The sequence below is a fragment of the Amycolatopsis sp. NPDC059657 genome (genome assembly GCF_042734395.1).
In the GTDB taxonomy this organism is placed as follows: Bacteria; Actinomycetota; Actinomycetes; order Mycobacteriales; family Pseudonocardiaceae; genus Amycolatopsis.
Window position 1 is genome coordinate 95,385 of record NZ_JBHWEB010000020.1, and the last position, 17,176, is coordinate 112,560.

Genomic DNA, 17,176 nt, shown 5'->3' on the forward strand with positions numbered 1-17,176 from the left:
TCGTCTGGCCAAGTTCACATGCCGCGTCGGCGACATTACGCGGTCCCACCGGCCTTCGGCTGGTGAGGCCACCCTTATCCGACGCCGGGTTAACAGCGTTTACTCAGACTGCGGACGGCGCTTCCTGGTCGGCGCGACGCGGCTGTCACCGGTGACGATGAAACGAGGTTTGGGCTTGTCAGCCGCGTCCTCGTCCCCCTGCTTCGCACCGATCGCACGATTGAACCCGGCCGAGATCTCCTTGACCAGATCTTCGTTGTGCCGATCGTCCTTGCGCGCGATGCTCATCGGTTCCTCCCGAAGTCCTTGTCACAATCTAACCGTGAACGCTGCCGAAACGCTCGAAATCGCCTGTACTGCCGCCTGGGACCCGCTGATCAGCGAATCTCTCGGTGAGTGGCGGCTGCGCTGGGCCGGTGGTTTCACCGGCAGGGCCAACAGCGCGCTCGCCGTCGGCGACCCTGGCGTGCCGATCGCAGCGGCACTTCGCCGGGTCTGTGACTTCGCCCACTCCCATCGAATCGAGCCCCGCGTGCACGCGATCAAGGACGGCACGACCGAAGACGCGCTGGCCGCCGAGGGCTGGATACCGGACATCGAGTACGCGAACGGGCACGAGGTGACCGTCCTGACCGGGCCGCTCGGCGACGGCGATGCCACGCCGGTGCTGGACGAGCCGACTCCCGCCTGGTGGGAACTGACCACCGGCTCGGCCGACCCGTCCCCCGCGCAGCGGCACGTGCTCGCCACGGGCAAGGTCGGCTTCGGCGTGCTCGGCGACTTCGCGGCCGTGCGCGGCGCGGTCGCCGACGACATCCTGCTCGTCGGCAGGCTCGCCGTCCGGCCGGAGCACCGCCGCCGCGGCCACGCGGTCACGCTCATGAACGCGATCGGCGCGTGGGGAGCCCGCCACGGCGCGGCCCGGTGCGTGCTGCAGGTCTCGGTGACCAACGCCGCCGCGCTCGCGCTCTACGCGCGGCTGGGCTTCACGGAGCACCACCGCTACCGGTATTGGATACCCGCCTAGGATCGGTCCCGTGAAGGTTGTCGTAGTAGTAGGTGGAGTGGGCGGGGCTCGTTTCCTGCTGGGTCTCAAGGCCGCTGTTCCCGAAGCCGAGGTCACCGCGCTGGTCAACACCGGCGACGACGTGTGGATGCACGGCCTGCGGATCTGCCCTGACCTGGACACCTGCATGTACACGCTCGGCGGCGGTATCGACACCGCGCGCGGCTGGGGACACGCGGGCGAAACCTGGACGGTCAAAGAGGAACTGGCGGCGTACGGCGCCGAGCCGAGCTGGTTCGGCTTGGGCGACAAGGACATCGCGACGCACCTGATCCGCTCGCGGATGCTGCGTGCCGGTTATCCGCTGTCCGCGGTGACCGAGGCGCTGTGCGACCGCTGGAAGCCCGGTGTGCGGCTGCTGCCGATGTCCGACGACCGCGTCGAGACCCATGTCGTCATCGACGATCCCGAGAAGCCGGACCAGCAGAAGGCGATCCACTTCCAGGAATGGTGGGTGCGCTATCGCGCCGAGCCGGTCGCGCACTCGATCGTGCCGGTCGGCGCGGAAGAGGCGAAGCCGGGTCCCGGCGTGCTCGAGTCGATCGCCGAAGCCGACGCGGTGCTGTTCGCGCCGTCGAACCCGGTGGTCTCCGTCGGCACCGTGCTCGCGGTGCCCGGCGTGCGCGACGCGCTGCGCGAGACCAAGGCCGGTGTCGTCGGCGTTTCCCCGATCATCGCCGGGAAACCGTTGCGCGGCATGGCCGACGCCTGCTTGACCGCGATCGGCGTCGAGACCTCCGCCGAGGCGGTCGGCCGTCACTACGGCTCCCGCGAGGCCGAAGGCGTGCTCGACGGCTGGCTGGTCGCCGAGGGCGAGACCGTCGAGGTGCCCGGCGCCGAGGTGCGCGCGGTGCCGCTGCTGATGTCCGATGTGGACGCGACGGCCGCCATGGCGCGGGCCGCGCTCACGCTCGCTGGAGTCGAACTTGCCTGATCACGCTGCACCCAAGCTGGAGATCCTGCCGGTCGAAGGGCTGCCGGAGTTCCGCCCCGGCGACGACCTGACCGGCGCGATCGTGACCGCGGCGCGCTGGCTGCGCTCCGGCGACGTCGTGGTGGTCACCTCGAAGGTGGTGTCCAAAATCGAGGGACGGCTGATCACCGTGCCCACCGATCCCGACGCCAAGGAGGCCGCGCGGCGCAAGCTCGTCGACGAGGAGTCCGTGCGCGTCGTCGCGCAGTTCCGGCAGACGAAGATCACCGAAAACCGGCTCGGCATCGTGCAGGCCGCGTCCGGCGTCGACAACTCGAACGTGGCCGGCGGCGAGGTGGCGCTGCTGCCGTCCGACCCCGACGCGTCCGCGCTGGCGCTGCGCAACGGCCTGCGTGAGCGGCTCGGCGTCGAGGTCGCGGTGGTCATCACCGACACCATGGGCCGGGCCTGGCGGATCGGGCAGATCGACGCGGCCATCGGCGCGTCCGGCGTCCGCGTGCTGCACGCCTACGCCGGCGAGATCGACGGCCAGGGCAACGAGCTGGCGGTGACCGAGGTCGCCGTCGCCGACGAGCTGGCCGCGGCGGCCGACCTGGTCAAGGGCAAGCTCGGCGGCACGCCGGTCGCGGTGATCCGCGGCCTGCGGCTGGTCGACGACGGCTCGACCGCGCGCAACCTGATCAGGCCGGTCGAGGAGGACTTGTTCCGCCTCGGCACGAACGAGGCCATCGCGCAGGGCCGCCGCGAAGCCGTGCCGCTGCGGCGCTCGGTGCGGCAGTTCAGCGACGAGCCGGTCGACCCCGAAGTGCTGCGCCGCGCCGTCGCCGCCGGGCTGACCGCGCCCGCGCCGCATCACACGCGGCCGGTGCGGTTCGTATGGCTGCGCGGCGACGACGTCCGCACGAAGCTGCTGACCGCCATGCGTGAGTCGTGGCGCGCGGACCTGGTCGCCGACGGGTTCACCGACGAGCAGGTCGCCAAGCGGCTCAGCCGCGGCGACATCCTGTTCAACGCGCCGGAAGTGGTCGTCCCGTTCCTGGTGCCGGACGGCGCGCACGCGTATCCGGACGAGCGCAGGCTGGCCTGCGAGCGGACGATGTTCACCGTGGCGGGCGGCGCCGCCGTGCAGGGCCTGCTGGTCGCGCTGGCCGCGGAGGGGCTCGGTTCCTGCTGGATCGGGTCGACCATCTTCGCCGCGGACCTCGTGCGCGAGACGCTGGGGCTGGGCGACGACTGGGCGCCGCTGGGCGCGGTCGCGATCGGCCACCCGGCCACGCTTCCCGAGGCCAGGCCTGCCCGCCCGGCAGGCGAAGGGCTGCTGGAACTGTGACGCTGCACCAGGACGCGGTCTCCACTTTGGACAAGTGGCGGCCAACGCTGCCCAGCCAGGAATCGCTGCGCCAGGCGTTCCTCGGTTTCCTCGCCGCGCGCGAGGACGCGTGCGCGCGCTCGTGCGAAGCCGGTCACCTCACCGCGTCCGCGGTCGTGCTCGACGCGTCCGGCTCGCGCGTGCTGCTCACGCTGCACCCGAGGGTCGGCCGCTGGCTGCAGCTCGGCGGCCACTGCGAGCCGGAGGACGTCTCGCTGGCGGCCGCCGCGCTGCGCGAGGCCCGCGAGGAGTCCGGAATGGACGGACTCGTGCTCGATCCGGTGCCGGTGCACCTCGACGTGCACCCGATCACCTGCTCGCTCGGCGTGCCGACGCGGCATTTCGACGTGCGCTTCGCGATCCGCGCCCCCTCGGGTGCAAAACCGGTCCTCAGTGACGAATCGGACGATTTGCAATGGTGGCCCGTCACCGGTTTGCCTGACGGATCGGAGGATTTGACCGAACTGGTCCATTCGGCGGTCACCGCCGGTTAGGGTGACGACATCAGACAGAGGGGTACTTCGATGTCGTCGTTCATGGGGCCGTCTCCCGCGCGTGTGCGGGTCCACACCAGTGGCAGCGGTGACGGATCGGGATGGGTCGTCCTGGTCATACTGGGGCTGATCGTCCTGGGCGTCATCATCTACTTCGTGGTCAAGGTGAACCAGGAGAAGAAGAAGCAGGGCTTCCCCCAGCAGAGCTTCCCTCCGGCGAACCCGAACTTCCCGCAGCCACCCCCGCAGGCCGGTTTCCAGCAGCCGCAGCAAGGATTCCCGGCCCCGCAGCAGGGTTTCCCGCCACCGCAGCAAGGCTTCCCGCCCGCCGCCCAGCCCGGCTTCCCGCCGCCCCCGCAGCCCGCCTGGGGCCAGCCGCAGCCGCCGTCCGGCGGTTTCCAGCAGCCGGGCTTCCAGCAGCCCGCGTTCCCGCAGGGCCAGCAGCCGTACCCGCCACAGCCCGGCACGCAGCCGTACCCGAACCCCGGTCAGCAGGGCCCGCCGCCGCAGGGCTGGTGAACCCCATGACCGTCAGCGTGGACAACACCTCGCCGGTCCCGCCGTACGAGCAGGTCCGGTCCTCGCTCGCGCGGCAGATCAACGATCGGACGCTGCCCGTGGGCACGAAGCTGCCCACCGTGCGCAAGCTCGCGGCCGATCTCGGCATCGCGCCGAACACGATCGCCCGCGCCTACCGTGAGCTCGAAGAGGCCGGGCTCATCGAGACGCGGGGGCGGGCAGGCAGCTTCGTCGGGGCGTCCGGCGATGAGAGCAGGCAGCGTGCGCGGCAGGCGGCCGCCGACTATGCGAGCATCACCCACAAGCTCGGAATCGGCCAAGACGAGGCGCTCGCCATCGTCAGCGCCGCGCTGGAAGGCCTGTGATGATCCTCAGCCGGGTGACGGGAGCGGCATGATCGGGCTGATCGAACTGGTGATCCTGCTGCTGGTGCTCGCCGGCGGCGCGGTCGCGCTCGTACTGGTGCTCAAGAACAGCAACAAGCCGAAGTACCCGCCGCAGCAGTACCCCGGCCAGTATCCGCCGCAGGGCTATCCGCAACAGCCCGGCTATCCCCAACAGCCTGGGTATCCACAGCAGCAGTACCCGCCGCAGCAGCCGCCCGGTCCCCAGTACCCGCAGCAGCCGCCACCGCCGCCCCAGGGCTGGTAGTCACATCGCGCGGTAATCGCGCAGTTCGATGCGCGGACCACGTCGCGGCGCGGAGACGCCCGCGGCCATGAGGTACCGGACGGCGCGCTGACGTTGCGGCGCGTACGGGGCGAGTACGGCGTGCATGCCGCGGTCGTCGAGTTCGGTGCCGACCAGCGCGTGCCCGACCAGGCTCGGGATGTTGTAGTCGCCGAAGCTGACCGCGTCCGGGTCGCCCCAGGCGCGCTGTGCGACCTCGGCCGCCGTCCAGACGCCGATGCCCTGCACCTTGCGCAGCAGGGTTCTTCCTTCCACACCACGCAGTTCCGCGGCCCGTTCCAGTCCACTGGCGACCCGCGCGGCCCGGATCAGTGTGCCGCGCCTGGTGCTGTCGACGCCCGCCCGATGCCACTTCCAGTCCACAATGGAGAGAACAGCCTCGGGGCTGGGCGGGACCCGCAGGCCTGCCGGGCCAGGGCCGGGCGCCGGCTCACCGAACCAGCGGCACAGTTCCTTCCACGACCGGATGGCCTCTTTGCCTGCGACCTTCTGCTCCAGGATGGCGAGCACCAGGCTGTCCCAGACCTGCCCGGTCGAGCCGAGCCGCAGTCCTGGCATGCCGCGCCGTGCCTGCGCGATGACGTCGTGATGCGCGACGAAATCACGCGGATCGTCGTCGGCGCCCAGCAACGCGGGCACGCCGTCGAGCAGGCGATCCGCGCCGGGGCCCCAAGCCGCGGCCTCGATCTCGCCGTCGGCATGCCGGTGCAGCGCGAGCGTGCTGCCGCCGTCGGGGGTGTTCGTCGCGTACCACCAGGTGCCTGCGGCGTCGCGAACCAGATTCGGCGAGGAGGCGCCCCGGCGCAGCGGCGCCAGCACCCTCGCCAGGTCCAGTTCGAACGACGGCCGCCAGCGCATGGCTACGCGTCGCTCGAAAAGCGGACGGATCCGTCCGGCAGCTCGAATCCCGGCCACACGCGGGCGCCGTCGAGCAGTTCGCACCCGGCGCCGACCGAGGCGCCGTCACCCAGCACGACGCCACGCAGCACCGCGCCGGCGCCGACCTTGGCACCCGCACCCAGCACCGACCGCTCGACGACAGCGCCGTCCGCGATCGACGCGCCCTCGAAGAGCACCGACCCGGACACCCGCGCACCCGCGCCGACGACGGCGCCGGCGCCGATCGTCGAGCCGCCGGTGAGCACGGCGTCGTCGGCCACCTTGGCGCCGTCGATCAGCAGCGCCTCACCGGCCGGGCCGGGCAGCGCCGACGTCGGCGCGAGGCCGCGCACGAGGTCGGACGAGCCGAGCACGAACGCCTCGGGAGTGCCTACGTCCAGCCAATACGACGAGTCGACGAACCCGTGCACGTGCGCGCCGGAAGCCAGCAGCTGCGGGAAAGTCTCGCGCTCCACCGAAACCGGTCGCCCGACCGGAATGGACTCGATCACCGAGCGCCGGAACACGTAGCACCCGGCGTTGATCTGGTCGGTCGGCGGATTCGGCGTCTTCTCCAGGAACTCCAGCACCCGCCCGGCTTCGTCCGTGGGCACCGAGCCGAACCGGCTGGGGTCGTCGACCCGTTGCAGGTGCAACGTGACGTCAGCGCCCGACTCACGGTGCGTGCCGACCAGCGCGCCGAGATCGGCGCCGGACAGGATGTCGCCGTTGAAGATGACCGCGTCATCGGCGCGCAGGCGGTCGTAGACGTTGCGGATGGCGCCCGCGGTGTCCAGCGGCACGTCCTCGACCACGTACTCGATCTCGAGGCCCAGCGCGGAGCCGTCGCCGAAGTAGTCCTGGAACACCTCGGCCCGGTAGGACGTGCCGAGCACCACATGGGTGATACCGGCGGCCTTGATCCGGGAAAGGAGGTGGGACAGGAACGGCGTGCCCGCCGTCGGCAGCATCGGCTTCGGCGCCGACAAGGTCAGCGGCCGCAGCCGGGTTCCCTTGCCACCGACCAGCACGACCGCATCGACACCCAACTCGGACAACCGTTCCTCCTTTATCACGCCCCACTCGGCGACAAGCCGCGGGAAACACTGACGGCGGACGCTCCGAGGGCCTACCCTAGATTGCACACAGGCGGCTCTCTTCCCAGAGGGCCTCGGGTCGAGTCGGGAGGCCAAGGGGATGGACCCCCGCGATCGTGCGGACGCCCTGCTGGCGCGTGCGCGCGCTCGGGGAGCATTCGTCGTCACGCCGGACAACGCGACGTCGCCGATGGACTCCTCCAACACCCAGCAGATCCCGAGATCCGTGGTCAGCGAGATCGACCGCGCGGACGACCCGGACACCACCACGCAGCTGCCCGCGTCGATGATCGAGGACAACGATCACCACCTGGCCAGGCAGCAGCCCACCAAGCGCCTCGAGGTCGAGCGGCGCCCGCAGGCCACGGCCCCGCTGGCCAAGCCCGCGCCCCGCACCAAGCCGATGACGGTCCCGCTCCCGGCAGCCCGCCGCCCGGAACCGGCCCAGGAGCCGCACGAGGAGCAGGTCACCGGCCTGATCCCGACCACGACCCAGACGACCGGCGTCTCAGACCTCTCACGCCGCCTCGACGGCATCTAGGACTCGTGAGTGGTATGGCCGGTTCTAACCGGCCATACCACTCACGACTCTTTGCGGGTCGCGACTTTCAGGCGCAGCTTCAGGCCGGCCTTGATGACCGCGAGCACCGGCTTCCAGAGCAGGCCCTGGTGCCGGTCCGCGAGGTACCGGTAGGCGCTGACATGGTGCGCGGCCAGCATCTTCGCCGAAGCCTGCTTGGTCGCGTGCCCGCCGATGTGCATCACGCTGGACGACGGCGCGTAGACGTTCAGCCAGCCCTTGCGCGCCAGCCGATCGCCGAGGTCGACGTCCTCGAAGTACATGAAGTAGCGGGTGTCGAACCCGTTCACCGACTCGAACGCCTCACGCCGGAACAGCTGGCACGACCCGGAAAGCCAGCCCGCGGTCCGCTCGGTCGGCGCGGCGTTCTCCTGGCGGTACTCCCGCGTCCACGGGTTCCCCGGCCAGATCTTGCCGAACACGGCGTGCCCGATCCCTCGTCCGAGTGACGGCAGCAGCCGCGCCGACGGGTAGACGGTGCCATCCTGGTCGTGGATCAGCGGCCCGAACGCGCCGCCCCTCGGCCACCGCTGCGCGACCTCGACCAGCGCGTCGAGCGACCCCGGCTCCCACTCCAGGTCCGGGTTCACCACGGCCACCCAGCCGAAACTGTCGTCCAGCGCGGCGATCCCGCGGTTGGCGGCCGTGCCGTACCCGAGGTTCTCGCCGAGGCTGAGCAGCTTGACGTTCTCCCGCTGCCCGGCCTTCTCCGGCGCGCCATCGGTCGACGCGTTGTCCGCGACCACGACCTGCACGTCACGGTCGGTCGCCTTTTCGAGCGTGTCCAGGAACCGCTCGAGCGTCTCGCCGGGGAAGTACGTAACGGTCACGACGGCGAGCCGGTCACCATAGCGGGAATCCTCAGTCACCCGGCCATTGTCCACCGGTCACGCTCCGGCACGGGACTCACCCCATCGAGCTGAGCACGAATGCCACGGTCACATGACTACTCTGCGTCAACACCCGAACGCGGACTGTCGGACCCCTCGGCGAAAATGATCAGGTGCCAGTCCATGGATTCATCGACGAGTCGGTCCGCGATCGGCAGTACCTGCTGTGCGTGACCGTGGTCGAGCCAGTGTGCACCGAAAGCGGAAGAACTGGGACGCCAACGTTGCCTGGATCGCGCGGTGACCGAACTGATCGGTCTCGGCGCCCATCGACTGGTACTCGATACGAGAGCCGATCGAGACGCCCACGACCGCCGCACTCTGAGACAGGCCCTCGGCACGCGACCATCAAAGACCGCTCTGACCTACGAGCACCTTGATTCCAAGTCCGAGCCGCTGCTGTGGCTGTCGGACGCGATCGGCTGATGCTACGGCGCCGGCAACGATTGGCGACGCCGGGCAGCGCCGCTCATCTCGGCCGTTTTCCAGCTGTGAAAGCGAAAAGCCCGCAAGACGACCGTCCGGTCGCGTCACGGGCTTTCATACTCGGCTCCACAGGAGCCTCGCACCACCCACTGTACCAAATCTCCCCACCACCCCACCTCAACCCAATCGGCTGAGATGCCGCCCCCAAGCCTTCTCGTAAGCCTCGCGATGCCGTTCCGCCGAGGTCGCCCACGAGAACTCCTTCGCACGCAGCTGCGCCGCCTCCGCGAGCACGGCGCGCCGGGACGGGTCGTCGAGCAGTTCCGAGATCGCGGCCGCGACGTCGCCTGCGCCGACACCGCAGTACGCGACCGCGTCACCGCCGACCTCGGGCAGTGAAAGCCGCCGGGTGGTGAGCACGCAGGCTCCGCAGGCCATCGCCTCCAGCACCGGTAGGCCGAAACCCTCGCCAAGGCTCGGGTACGCCACCAGCTCGGCGCCGCCGAGGAATCCGGCCAAAGTCCCGAACGGCAGGTAACCGGCACGAATCACCCGGAACCGGTGCGGCACCGCGTCCAAAGCCTTCTCGACCTGGGAGTCCCAGCCCGGCTGCCCGGCCAGGACCAGCGCGGGCGGTGACGGGCGCGAAGCGACCGCGCGGGCGAAGCCGCGGATCAAGGCGGGCACGTTCTTCCGGGGCTCCAGAGCGCCCAGGAACGCCACGTAAGGGGTCGAGCCCAGGCCGACGGCGGCGCGGGCCGCGGCGACCTCGTCCGGGGATGGCGGATGGAAGCGTTCGACGTCGACGCCGTGCTGGATGATCTCGAGACCCGAGACGCGCGTGACCTTCGCCAGCTCCTCGGCCGTCGCGACGCTGGGCACGATGCAGAGCGAGGCGCGGCGCAGGGCCGTCGAGGTCCAGGCCCGGAAGAAGCGGGCCTTGACCGAGGAATGGAGCACCGCGTCGGTGAAGAAGGTGGCGTCGTGCAGGGTGACGACGGAGGCGACCGGGTTGGCCAGCGGGAGCGTGTAATGCGGCGAGTGCACGACGTCGACGCCGAGACGGCGGATCAGGCGCGGGAGCGTCGTCTGCTCCCAGGTGAGCCTGGCGGTGCGGGTCGAGGTGGCCTGCGAGGCGGGCACGATGCGCGTGTTCGGCGCGAGCTGGTCGTAAAGGTCCAGGTCGCGGGGCTGGCAGACGACGGTGAGCCGGGCGCCGTCCGCGTCGAGGGCGGCCACCAGCGAATCCACGTAACGACCGACGCCACCCCGGTCCGCGGGGACTGCGGTCGCATCGATCAGGATGCGGGGTTCGTGCGGCACATCAGCAGAGTACGACCGATCATCGGCAGCCAACTCAAGAACCATGAATCTGGTGGACGTCCCACACCGCGAGAGCGGCACGCTCCCAGGAGAACTCGTCAGCCCGTTTCTGCCCGCGCACGCACATCTCCCTGGCCAGCCATGGCGTCTCCAGCACCTCTGCCAGCGCGAACGCCAGCGCGGCGGCGTCACCTCTCGGCGTGACGCGACCGGCGCCGCCCGCGACCTCGACCAGCGCCGGTGCGTCGGAATGGACCACCGGGACGCCTGCGGCCATCGCCTCCAGCAGCGGGAGGCCGAACCCCTCGGCGAGGCTCGGCACGGCAAGCGCGCTCGCTCGCCACAGCACTTCGCCCAGCTCGGCGTCGGAAAGCTTGCCGAGCACCCGGAGCTTGACGCCGCGGTCGGCGGCCAGGCGTTCGGGGTCGACGCCGCCCCAGCCCTGCTGCCCGGCGAGCAGCAGCGGAGGCGCGTCGAACCGGCTCATCGCCTCGATCAGGACGTCGATGCCCTTGCGCGGCTCGATGGTGCCGACGGCCAGTACGTACCGCTTCGGCAGGTCCATCCCGGTCGCCAGCGGCCACTCGGTCACGCCGTGCCCGGCGACCCGCACCGGAGCGTCCAGTGAGACGCGGGCCGCCAGGTCGCGCGCGACCGCCTGGGTGGGGACGACCAGCGCCGACGCCCGGCGCGCGGCCCGCGCGATCATCGCCTGATGCCAGGCCACCCCGCGCGGGGTCAGCGTCTCGGGATGGGTCCACGGCACCGTGTCGTGCACGGTCACCGAAAGCGTCCGGCCACGCTTGGCGCGGGCGGGCGCGAGTGGTGTCGGAGCGTGCACGGCGTCACCCCGCCACCAGGGGATGCCCAGCTGCCAGGCGCCGATCAGCGCACGCGGCGGCAACGCCAGCCGGTGCGGCCCGTCGACGCCGTCGACCCGCGCGGCGCTGACGTCCTGGTGCCGCGCGACCACGCTCGACACCGACCAGCCCGGCGGCGCGGTCTCGGCCAGCGCCCGCAGCAGCTCACGCGTGTAGCGCCCGGTGCCACCTGGCACGGGTGCGAGCAGCTGCTCCGCGATGACGACGAGTTCGGGCACGCCCGTATTGTGCTCGGCGTGGGAAGTCCCGAGGTGAGCACTGTCGTGATCGTCACCTGGCGCGGGCTCGGCCACCTCACGGCCTGCCTCGACGCGGTGGCGGCGCAAGATCGTCCACATAGGACACTGGTGATCGACAACGGCTCGTCCGACGGCACCGCGCGGCTGCTCGCCGAGCACCCGTCGAAGCCGCGGATACTACGACTGAGCAGCAACAAAGGCTACGCGGGCGCATTGGCAGCCGCGCTATCCATTGTGGACACGCCGTTCATGGCCTGGCTGAACGACGACGCCGAACCGGCGCCAGGCTGGCTCGGCGCACTCGAAGACGCACTCGCGAACGCACCGGAAGCCGCCGCCGCGGGCTCACTCCTGGAGCGCTCGGACGGCTCGCCGCAGTCGCTCGGCGTCCGGCTCACCGCCGACGGCCACGGCGCGGACCTCACCGAACCGGCGAAGGACGTTTTCGGCTTCTGCGGCGGAGCCGTCCTGCTCCGCACGGACGTGCTGCGCGAGATCGGCGGCGTCCCCGCCGAGTTCTTCTGCTACTACGAAGACACCGACACGGCGTGGCGCCTGCGCCTCGCGGGCTGGGACATCCGGCAGGTCGCCGAGGCCAGGGTCAAGCACCTCCACGGCGCGAGCACCGCGCCCGGTTCGCCCCTGTTCCACCTCTGGAACGAGCGAAACCGCCTGCTCATGCTGCTGCGCTGCGCCCCGGCGAGCGTCGCCGTCCGGCAGCTCGTGAAGTTTGCCGCACTCACCGCCGTGCTCCCGTTCCGAGGGGAACCCGAGGCGCCGAACTTCCGTCTCACGCTCCGCCTGAGAGTCCTCGCGGCGATCTTGACGAGGCTGCCCGCGACGCTGCGTGCCCGGCGCGTCATTGCGACCGGTGCAACACTCGACCGAGGCGAGGTTTGGGACGCCTGGGCAGGCGGTTAACCTCTCTAACACCGGCAGAAGGAGCAGGCTTTGGCGCAGGGGGAGACACAGCCATTGGTCTCGGTGATCGTGGTGAACTACCGCGGCGCCGAGGACACCTTGACCTGCCTGCGTGCGCTCAGCACCGAGCCGGACTACCCGCGCCTCGAGCTCATCTGCGTGGACAACACCCCCGGCAGCGACGAGGCCGACCGCATCCGTGCGGCATTCCCGCAGGTCAAGGTGATCGACTCGGCGGAGAACCTCGGGTTCGCCGGTGGCTGCAACCTCGGCGCGAAGCACGCCGAAGGCAGCGTCCTCGCCTTCCTCAACAACGACGCCAGGCCCGCGCCCGGCTGGGTCGGCGCGGCCGTGGCCGAGCTGCGCGCGCAGCCGACGGTCGGCGCGGTCGCGAGCAAGGTGCTCGACTGGGACGGAACCGGCACCGATTTCGTCGACGGCGGCCTGACCTGGTTCGGCATGGGCTACAAGCGCCACGCCGGGAGCCCACTCGCGGACGTGCCCGCCGCCGAGCACGAGGTGGCCAAGGACGTCCTGTTCGCCACCGGCTCGGCGATGTTCGTCCGCGCCGGTGTGTTCGCCGAACTCGGCGGGTTCGACGAGCGGTTCTTCATGTTCTACGAGGACGTCGACTTCGGCTGGCGGCTGAACCTGCGCGGCTGGCGTGTCCGGTACGTGCCGGAGTCGCTGACCTACCACCGGCACCACGCGACGATGTCCACTGTGGATGCGCCGGACTCCGGCCGTGAGACCTTCCTGCTGGAGCGCAACGCTTTGGCGGCGCTCTACAAGAACCTCTCCGACGAGACACTCGCGAAGGTGCTGCCGGCCGCGCTTGCACTCGCCGTGCGCCGGGCGACCGCACGCGGCGACCTCGACGCGACCCAGCTGGATCTCCAAAAAGGACACCCGCTCGAAACCGATCCGGTGGCGATCCCGCGCACCACGCTCGCGGGCATGCTGGCGATCGACCAGTTCGTCGAGCTGCTGCCTTCGCTGGCCGAGTCACGCGCGGTCGAGCAGGCCGCCCGTGTCCGCACCGACGCCGACCTGATTCCCTTGCTGCGCAAGGCTTTGGAGCCTGCGTACCCGCTGCCGCGGTACCTGGCGGCGCACGAGATCCTGGTCGAGGTGTTCGGCATCGAAGGCGTTTTCGGCGAGCGTCGCAAGGTGCTCGTCATCACCGGCGACGCGCTCACCGAGCGGATGGCGGGCCCGGCGATCCGCGCCTGGAACATCGCGGCCGCACTCGGCGCCGAGCACGACGTCCACCTGGTCACCACGAACCCGCTGGTATCACCCCCGCCCTCGCCGTTCCGGGTGAGCGGGGCCAAGCGCACCGAACTGACCGCACCCATCGAGTGGGCCGACATCGTGATCCTGCAGGGTCACGTGCTCGAACTCGCGCCGACGCTGAAGAAGCGGCACTCGGCCAAGATCGTGGTCGCCGACCTGTACGACCCGATGCACCTGGAGCTGCTCGAACAGGGCAAGGGCGTCGCCGACGACAAGCGCGCGCTCGACCTGATCGGCGTCACCAAGGTGCTCGACGCGCAACTCGAGCGCGGTGACTTCTTCCTCTGCGCGTCCGAGCGCCAGCGGCACTTCTGGCTCGGCCACCTCGCCGCGATGGGCAGGCTTTCGCCGCGCCTGTACGACGCGGACCCGACCACGCAGTCGCTGCTCGCGGTCGTCCCTTTCGGACTGTCTCCCGAAGCCCCTGTCCGTACCGGCCCCGGCCTGCGCGCGACCGTCGACGGCATCTCCGAGACCGACCACGTGGTGCTGTGGGCAGGCGGTGTCTACAGCTGGTTCGACCCGCTGACACTGATCCGCGCGATGGAAAAGCTGCGGCAGCGGCGCGGTGACGTGCGGCTCGTGTTCCTCGGGATGAAGCACCCGAACCCCGAAGTGGCCGAAATGGACATCGGCGCGCGCACCATCGCGCTCTCGGATTCACTGGGCCTGACCGGGAAACACGTCTTCTTCAACGAGCACTGGGTGCCCTTCGAAGAACGCCAGAACTGGCTGCTCGACGCCGACTGCGGGGTCACCACGCATTTCGAGCACGTCGAGACCACCTTCGCCTTCCGCACCAGGGTGCTCGACTACCTGTGGGCAGGGCTGCCGATCATCACGACCGACGGCGACGCGTTCGCCGACCTCGTCCGCGAGGAGCGGCTCGGCGTGGTCGTGCCGGCCGAGGATGTCGACGCGCTCGCGGACGCGCTGGAACTTTCCTTGTACGACACCGAGTTCGCCAAGGGCTGCGTCGAGCGGATCGGCGAGGTGGCCCAGCGCTACGCCTGGCCGACCGCGCTGAAACCGCTCGTCGAGTTCTGCCGCGACCCGCGTCCCGCCGCCGACCGGCTGCCGGGTTCGGCCGATCTGGTCACCACAGAACCGTTACGCGGCAAGGAGTTCTTACGCCGTGACGTCGAGTTGATCAAGGAGTACCTCGCCGACGGCGGCCCCAAGGAGCTCGTCCGCCGGGTCGGCGGCCGGGTGCTCAAGGTCGCGAAGCAGAGGATGCGCCGTGGCTGACCGGCCGTTGCGCGTGCTGCTGGACGGCACCCCACTGCTCGGCGCCCGCACCGGGATCGGCCGATACACCGCGTCGCTCGCCGAGGAACTCGCCTCTTCATCCGAAGTGGACATTCGTGCGGTCGCGTTCACCTTGCGCGGCTGGCGGAAACTGCGCCACGCGCTTCCGCACGGCACCCAGGCGCGCGGTTTCCCCGTCGCCGCACGACTGCTGCGCAAGGCTTGGGTGCGGTCCCAGTTCCCGCCGATCGAACTGTTCGCGGGCGTGACGGATGTCGTGCACGGCACCAATTTCGTGCTGCCCGGCCGACTACGCGCGGCAGGCGTGCTGACCATTCACGACCTCGCGTTCCTGGATGTACCCGGCGAACTCGCGCCCAGCGACCAGGAACTGCCCGAACTCGTCCGCCGCGGTGCGAAGAGCGCGGACATCATCTGCACGCCGACCGCGGCCGTCGCCGACCTCGTCGCGGAACGACTCGACGTCGACCGCGGCAAGATCGAGGTCACCCCGCTCGGTGTCGACCCGGCCTGGTTCACGGCGCGCCCGCCGAGCGACGAGCGCCGCGAACGGCTGAAGCTGCCCAAGGAGTACCTGCTCTTCGTCGGCGCTTCCGGGCCGCGCAAGGGCTTGGACTGGCTGCACCGCGCCCACGACGCCGACCCCGAGCTGCCACACCTGGTCTTCGTCGGCCCAGGCCCGTTCCCGCTGACCGACCGGTCGACCCACCTCGGGTATCTGTCCGAAGTGGACTTACGCGCGGTGGTCGCCGGCGCGTCCGCGCTCGTGCTGCCGTCCAGGGACGAGGGCTTCGGCCTGCCGATCCTCGAGGCGATGGCCTGCGACGTGCCGGTCGTCTGCACGGACATCCCGGTGCTGCGCGAGGTCTCCGGCGACTGCGCGGGCCTGGTCCCCTACGACGACGTCGACGCGCTCGCCGAGGCGCTGCGCACGGCCGTGTCCGACCCGCACGCGGTGACGACCTCGGCGGCCAGGCGCACGCACGCGGCCGGGTTCACCTGGCGGCACACGGCCGAGCGGACGATCAAGGCCTACCGGCGGGCCGCCAATCGATAATGGGCGCTCCCATCGAAACGGGAACGCCCATTACCTACCCCCAGGTAACCGCCGTCGGCGGCTATCCGAAGTCTCGCTTCAGGCCTGTCTCGGCGCCATCTTTTCGATAAACTTGAAAACGAGGGCGGCGATTCACGAAGGGCACGAGATGCGTGGCTTCAGCGAGCTGGACCTCGGTCCGGTCGAGTCGCTCGGCGTGTCCGTGGTCAGCCAGCCCGGCGCCACCCTGCTCTCCCTCACCGCCGACGCGCTCGGCGGCCGCCCACAGGGCATACCCGCCGACTGGCGCGCGCACATCAGGGCGAACGCGCCGCGCGACAGCGTCGACGTGCTCCGCCCGTTGTTCGCGCCGGACCATTCGGGCGTCCCGTACTGCCTGACCCCGGACACCACGGCCCGCTCGGTACCGGACATCGCCACCTACCTCGAGCAGGTCGCCGACCTGTCCCCCGACATCCTCCTCGACGACCTGACCAGCGATTTCGACGGCACCGTTCCCCCACAGTGGCGCCCGGTGGTCGACCATCCCCGCCGTTGGATCGCCTCCTACGTCCGCGTGCTGCAGGCGGTCTGGACGGCCTTCGCCCCCATCTGGCAGCGCGCAGATCCCCTGCTCAAACGCGAGACGGAACGCGTCGGCACCGCGGTCGTCGGCGGCACACTGGACGTACTGCTGGCCGGCATCAACGCGCGCTACCGCTTCGAAGGCACGAGCCTGTACGTACCCGACGTCGACCCCGAGAAGTTCTCGCTGAACGGCCGCCGTCTGCTGCTCATCCCGGTGATCTCCGGCAGCAGCGCGTCGATCTTCAGCTTCGAGCAGCCCGACGTCGCATGGATCGGCTATCCCATGCCGGGCATGGGCCTGCTCTGGGAAAGCCGGAAACCACCCGCCACGGGCGACCCGCTGGCACTGGTCGTCGGCGAGATGCGCGCGCTGATCCTGCGCCACGTCGGCCGCCCGGCCACCATGGGCGAGATCGCCGGGGTGCTCAACTGCAGCGCGAGCACCGCGACCTATCACTGCGGTCAGCTGGAAATGGCCGGCCTGATCATCCGTGAACGCCACGGCCGCCACGTCCGCCTCCGGCGCACCGAACGCGGCGACTCCCTCATCGACATCCTCAACTGAAGAGGTCGTGAGCGTTGGGGGGGGGGGTTAACCCCCCCCCCCCAAACACACCCCAGTGGTATGGGGGGAGGGGGACCCCCCCGCGGCCCCCCCGCCGGACGCCCGGGGAAAAAA

General features: G+C 70.5%; 19 protein-coding genes. 13 read left to right on the forward strand and 6 right to left on the reverse strand.

Annotation, left to right across the window (positions count from 1 at the left end; genetic code table 11):
- Positions 1 to 99: 99 nt before the first annotated feature.
- Positions 100 to 288: a hypothetical protein gene (locus ACFV15_RS14050; RefSeq protein ID WP_378350639.1), complete on the reverse strand. Its 189-nt coding sequence runs from the start codon at positions 286 to 288 to the stop codon at positions 100 to 102.
- Positions 289 to 322: 34 nt separating this feature from the next.
- On the opposite strand from ACFV15_RS14050, the gene ACFV15_RS14055 reads away from it, so the two are divergent.
- From ACFV15_RS14055 to ACFV15_RS14085, 7 genes are read left to right on the forward strand one after another with little or no spacing between them, the layout of a single operon-like run.
- Positions 323 to 1,027 (forward strand): GNAT family N-acetyltransferase, encoded by a 705-nt coding sequence (locus tag ACFV15_RS14055; RefSeq protein ID WP_378350641.1) that lies wholly within the window; start codon positions 323 to 325, stop codon positions 1,025 to 1,027.
- A gap of 10 nt (positions 1,028 to 1,037) precedes the next feature.
- Positions 1,038 to 2,000, forward strand: a complete 963-nt coding sequence (gene cofD / locus ACFV15_RS14060) for a 2-phospho-L-lactate transferase (protein WP_378350642.1) — start codon at positions 1,038 to 1,040, stop codon at positions 1,998 to 2,000.
- The gene (locus ACFV15_RS14065; RefSeq protein ID WP_378350644.1) at positions 1,993 to 3,330 is read left to right on the forward strand and encodes a coenzyme F420-0:L-glutamate ligase; all 1,338 of its coding nucleotides are present in this window, start codon (positions 1,993 to 1,995) and stop codon (positions 3,328 to 3,330) included. The genes cofD and ACFV15_RS14065 overlap by 8 nt, the downstream gene beginning before the upstream one ends.
- Entirely contained in the window at positions 3,327 to 3,863 is a 537-nt protein-coding gene (locus ACFV15_RS14070) for an NUDIX hydrolase (protein ID WP_378350645.1), read from the forward strand. Before ACFV15_RS14065 ends, ACFV15_RS14070 begins: the two co-directional genes overlap by 4 nt.
- Positions 3,864 to 3,893: 30 nt before the next feature.
- The gene (locus ACFV15_RS14075; RefSeq protein ID WP_378350647.1) at positions 3,894 to 4,382 is read left to right on the forward strand and encodes a hypothetical protein; all 489 of its coding nucleotides are present in this window, start codon (positions 3,894 to 3,896) and stop codon (positions 4,380 to 4,382) included.
- Positions 4,383 to 4,387: 5 nt separating this feature from the next.
- Positions 4,388 to 4,747 carry a GntR family transcriptional regulator gene (locus ACFV15_RS14080; protein ID WP_378350649.1) on the forward strand — a complete coding sequence of 120 codons (360 nt, stop codon included), beginning with the start codon at positions 4,388 to 4,390 and terminating at the stop codon, positions 4,745 to 4,747.
- 28 nt (positions 4,748 to 4,775) lie between these two features.
- Positions 4,776 to 5,033: a hypothetical protein gene (locus ACFV15_RS14085; RefSeq protein WP_378350650.1), complete on the forward strand. Its 258-nt coding sequence runs from the start codon at positions 4,776 to 4,778 to the stop codon at positions 5,031 to 5,033.
- On the opposite strand, the gene ACFV15_RS14090 is transcribed toward ACFV15_RS14085, so the two are convergent.
- Both ACFV15_RS14090 and ACFV15_RS14095 read right to left on the reverse strand, forming a co-directional pair.
- Positions 5,034 to 5,930, reverse strand: a complete 897-nt coding sequence (locus ACFV15_RS14090; RefSeq protein ID WP_378350652.1) for a DNA-3-methyladenine glycosylase family protein — start codon at positions 5,928 to 5,930, stop codon at positions 5,034 to 5,036.
- Positions 5,931 to 5,932: 2 nt separating this feature from the next.
- Positions 5,933 to 7,009: a sugar phosphate nucleotidyltransferase gene (locus ACFV15_RS14095; RefSeq protein ID WP_378350653.1), complete on the reverse strand. Its 1,077-nt coding sequence runs from the start codon at positions 7,007 to 7,009 to the stop codon at positions 5,933 to 5,935.
- Positions 7,010 to 7,148: 139 nt separating this feature from the next.
- Here ACFV15_RS14095 and ACFV15_RS14100 point away from each other — a divergent pair, with 139 nt between their 5' ends.
- Complete coding sequence (locus ACFV15_RS14100) at positions 7,149 to 7,589, forward strand: hypothetical protein (RefSeq protein WP_378350655.1); 441 nt, start codon at positions 7,149 to 7,151, stop codon at positions 7,587 to 7,589.
- Positions 7,590 to 7,630: 41 nt separating this feature from the next.
- Here the strand turns inward: ACFV15_RS14100 and ACFV15_RS14105 are convergent, their stop codons facing one another.
- Positions 7,631 to 8,497 carry a glycosyltransferase family 2 protein gene (locus ACFV15_RS14105; protein ID WP_378350657.1) on the reverse strand — a complete coding sequence of 289 codons (867 nt, stop codon included), beginning with the start codon at positions 8,495 to 8,497 and terminating at the stop codon, positions 7,631 to 7,633.
- A gap of 261 nt (positions 8,498 to 8,758) precedes the next feature.
- Here ACFV15_RS14105 and ACFV15_RS14110 point away from each other — a divergent pair, with 261 nt between their 5' ends.
- A complete protein-coding gene (locus tag ACFV15_RS14110; RefSeq protein ID WP_378350658.1) occupies positions 8,759 to 8,944 on the forward strand; it encodes a hypothetical protein in 186 nt (61 codons plus the stop codon).
- Positions 8,945 to 9,121: 177 nt separating this feature from the next.
- On the opposite strand, the gene ACFV15_RS14115 is transcribed toward ACFV15_RS14110, so the two are convergent.
- Together ACFV15_RS14115 and ACFV15_RS14120 are read right to left on the reverse strand one after the other, a co-directional pair.
- A complete protein-coding gene (locus ACFV15_RS14115; protein ID WP_378350675.1) occupies positions 9,122 to 10,249 on the reverse strand; it encodes a glycosyltransferase family 4 protein in 1,128 nt (375 codons plus the stop codon).
- A 52-nt stretch (positions 10,250 to 10,301) separates the two neighbouring features.
- On the reverse strand, positions 10,302 to 11,366 hold the full coding sequence (locus tag ACFV15_RS14120; RefSeq protein WP_378350659.1) for a glycosyltransferase family 4 protein: 1,065 nt from the start codon (positions 11,364 to 11,366) through the stop codon (positions 10,302 to 10,304).
- An 18-nt stretch (positions 11,367 to 11,384) separates the two neighbouring features.
- Between ACFV15_RS14120 and ACFV15_RS14125 the strand changes: the two genes are divergently transcribed.
- The 4 genes from ACFV15_RS14125 (at position 11,385) to ACFV15_RS14140 (ending at position 17,062) form a co-directional block, all read left to right on the forward strand.
- The gene (locus tag ACFV15_RS14125; protein ID WP_378350661.1) at positions 11,385 to 12,308 is read left to right on the forward strand and encodes a glycosyltransferase family 2 protein; all 924 of its coding nucleotides are present in this window, start codon (positions 11,385 to 11,387) and stop codon (positions 12,306 to 12,308) included.
- Between the two features lie 30 nt (positions 12,309 to 12,338).
- Positions 12,339 to 14,852 (forward strand): glycosyltransferase, encoded by a 2,514-nt coding sequence (locus ACFV15_RS14130; protein WP_378350663.1) that lies wholly within the window; start codon positions 12,339 to 12,341, stop codon positions 14,850 to 14,852.
- Positions 14,845 to 15,930, forward strand: coding sequence for a glycosyltransferase family 4 protein (locus ACFV15_RS14135; protein ID WP_378350664.1), 1,086 nt, complete (start codon positions 14,845 to 14,847; stop codon positions 15,928 to 15,930). The genes ACFV15_RS14130 and ACFV15_RS14135 overlap by 8 nt, the downstream gene beginning before the upstream one ends.
- A gap of 148 nt (positions 15,931 to 16,078) precedes the next feature.
- Positions 16,079 to 17,062: an ArsR/SmtB family transcription factor gene (locus ACFV15_RS14140; RefSeq protein WP_378350666.1), complete on the forward strand. Its 984-nt coding sequence runs from the start codon at positions 16,079 to 16,081 to the stop codon at positions 17,060 to 17,062.
- Positions 17,063 to 17,176 lie beyond the last annotated feature (114 nt).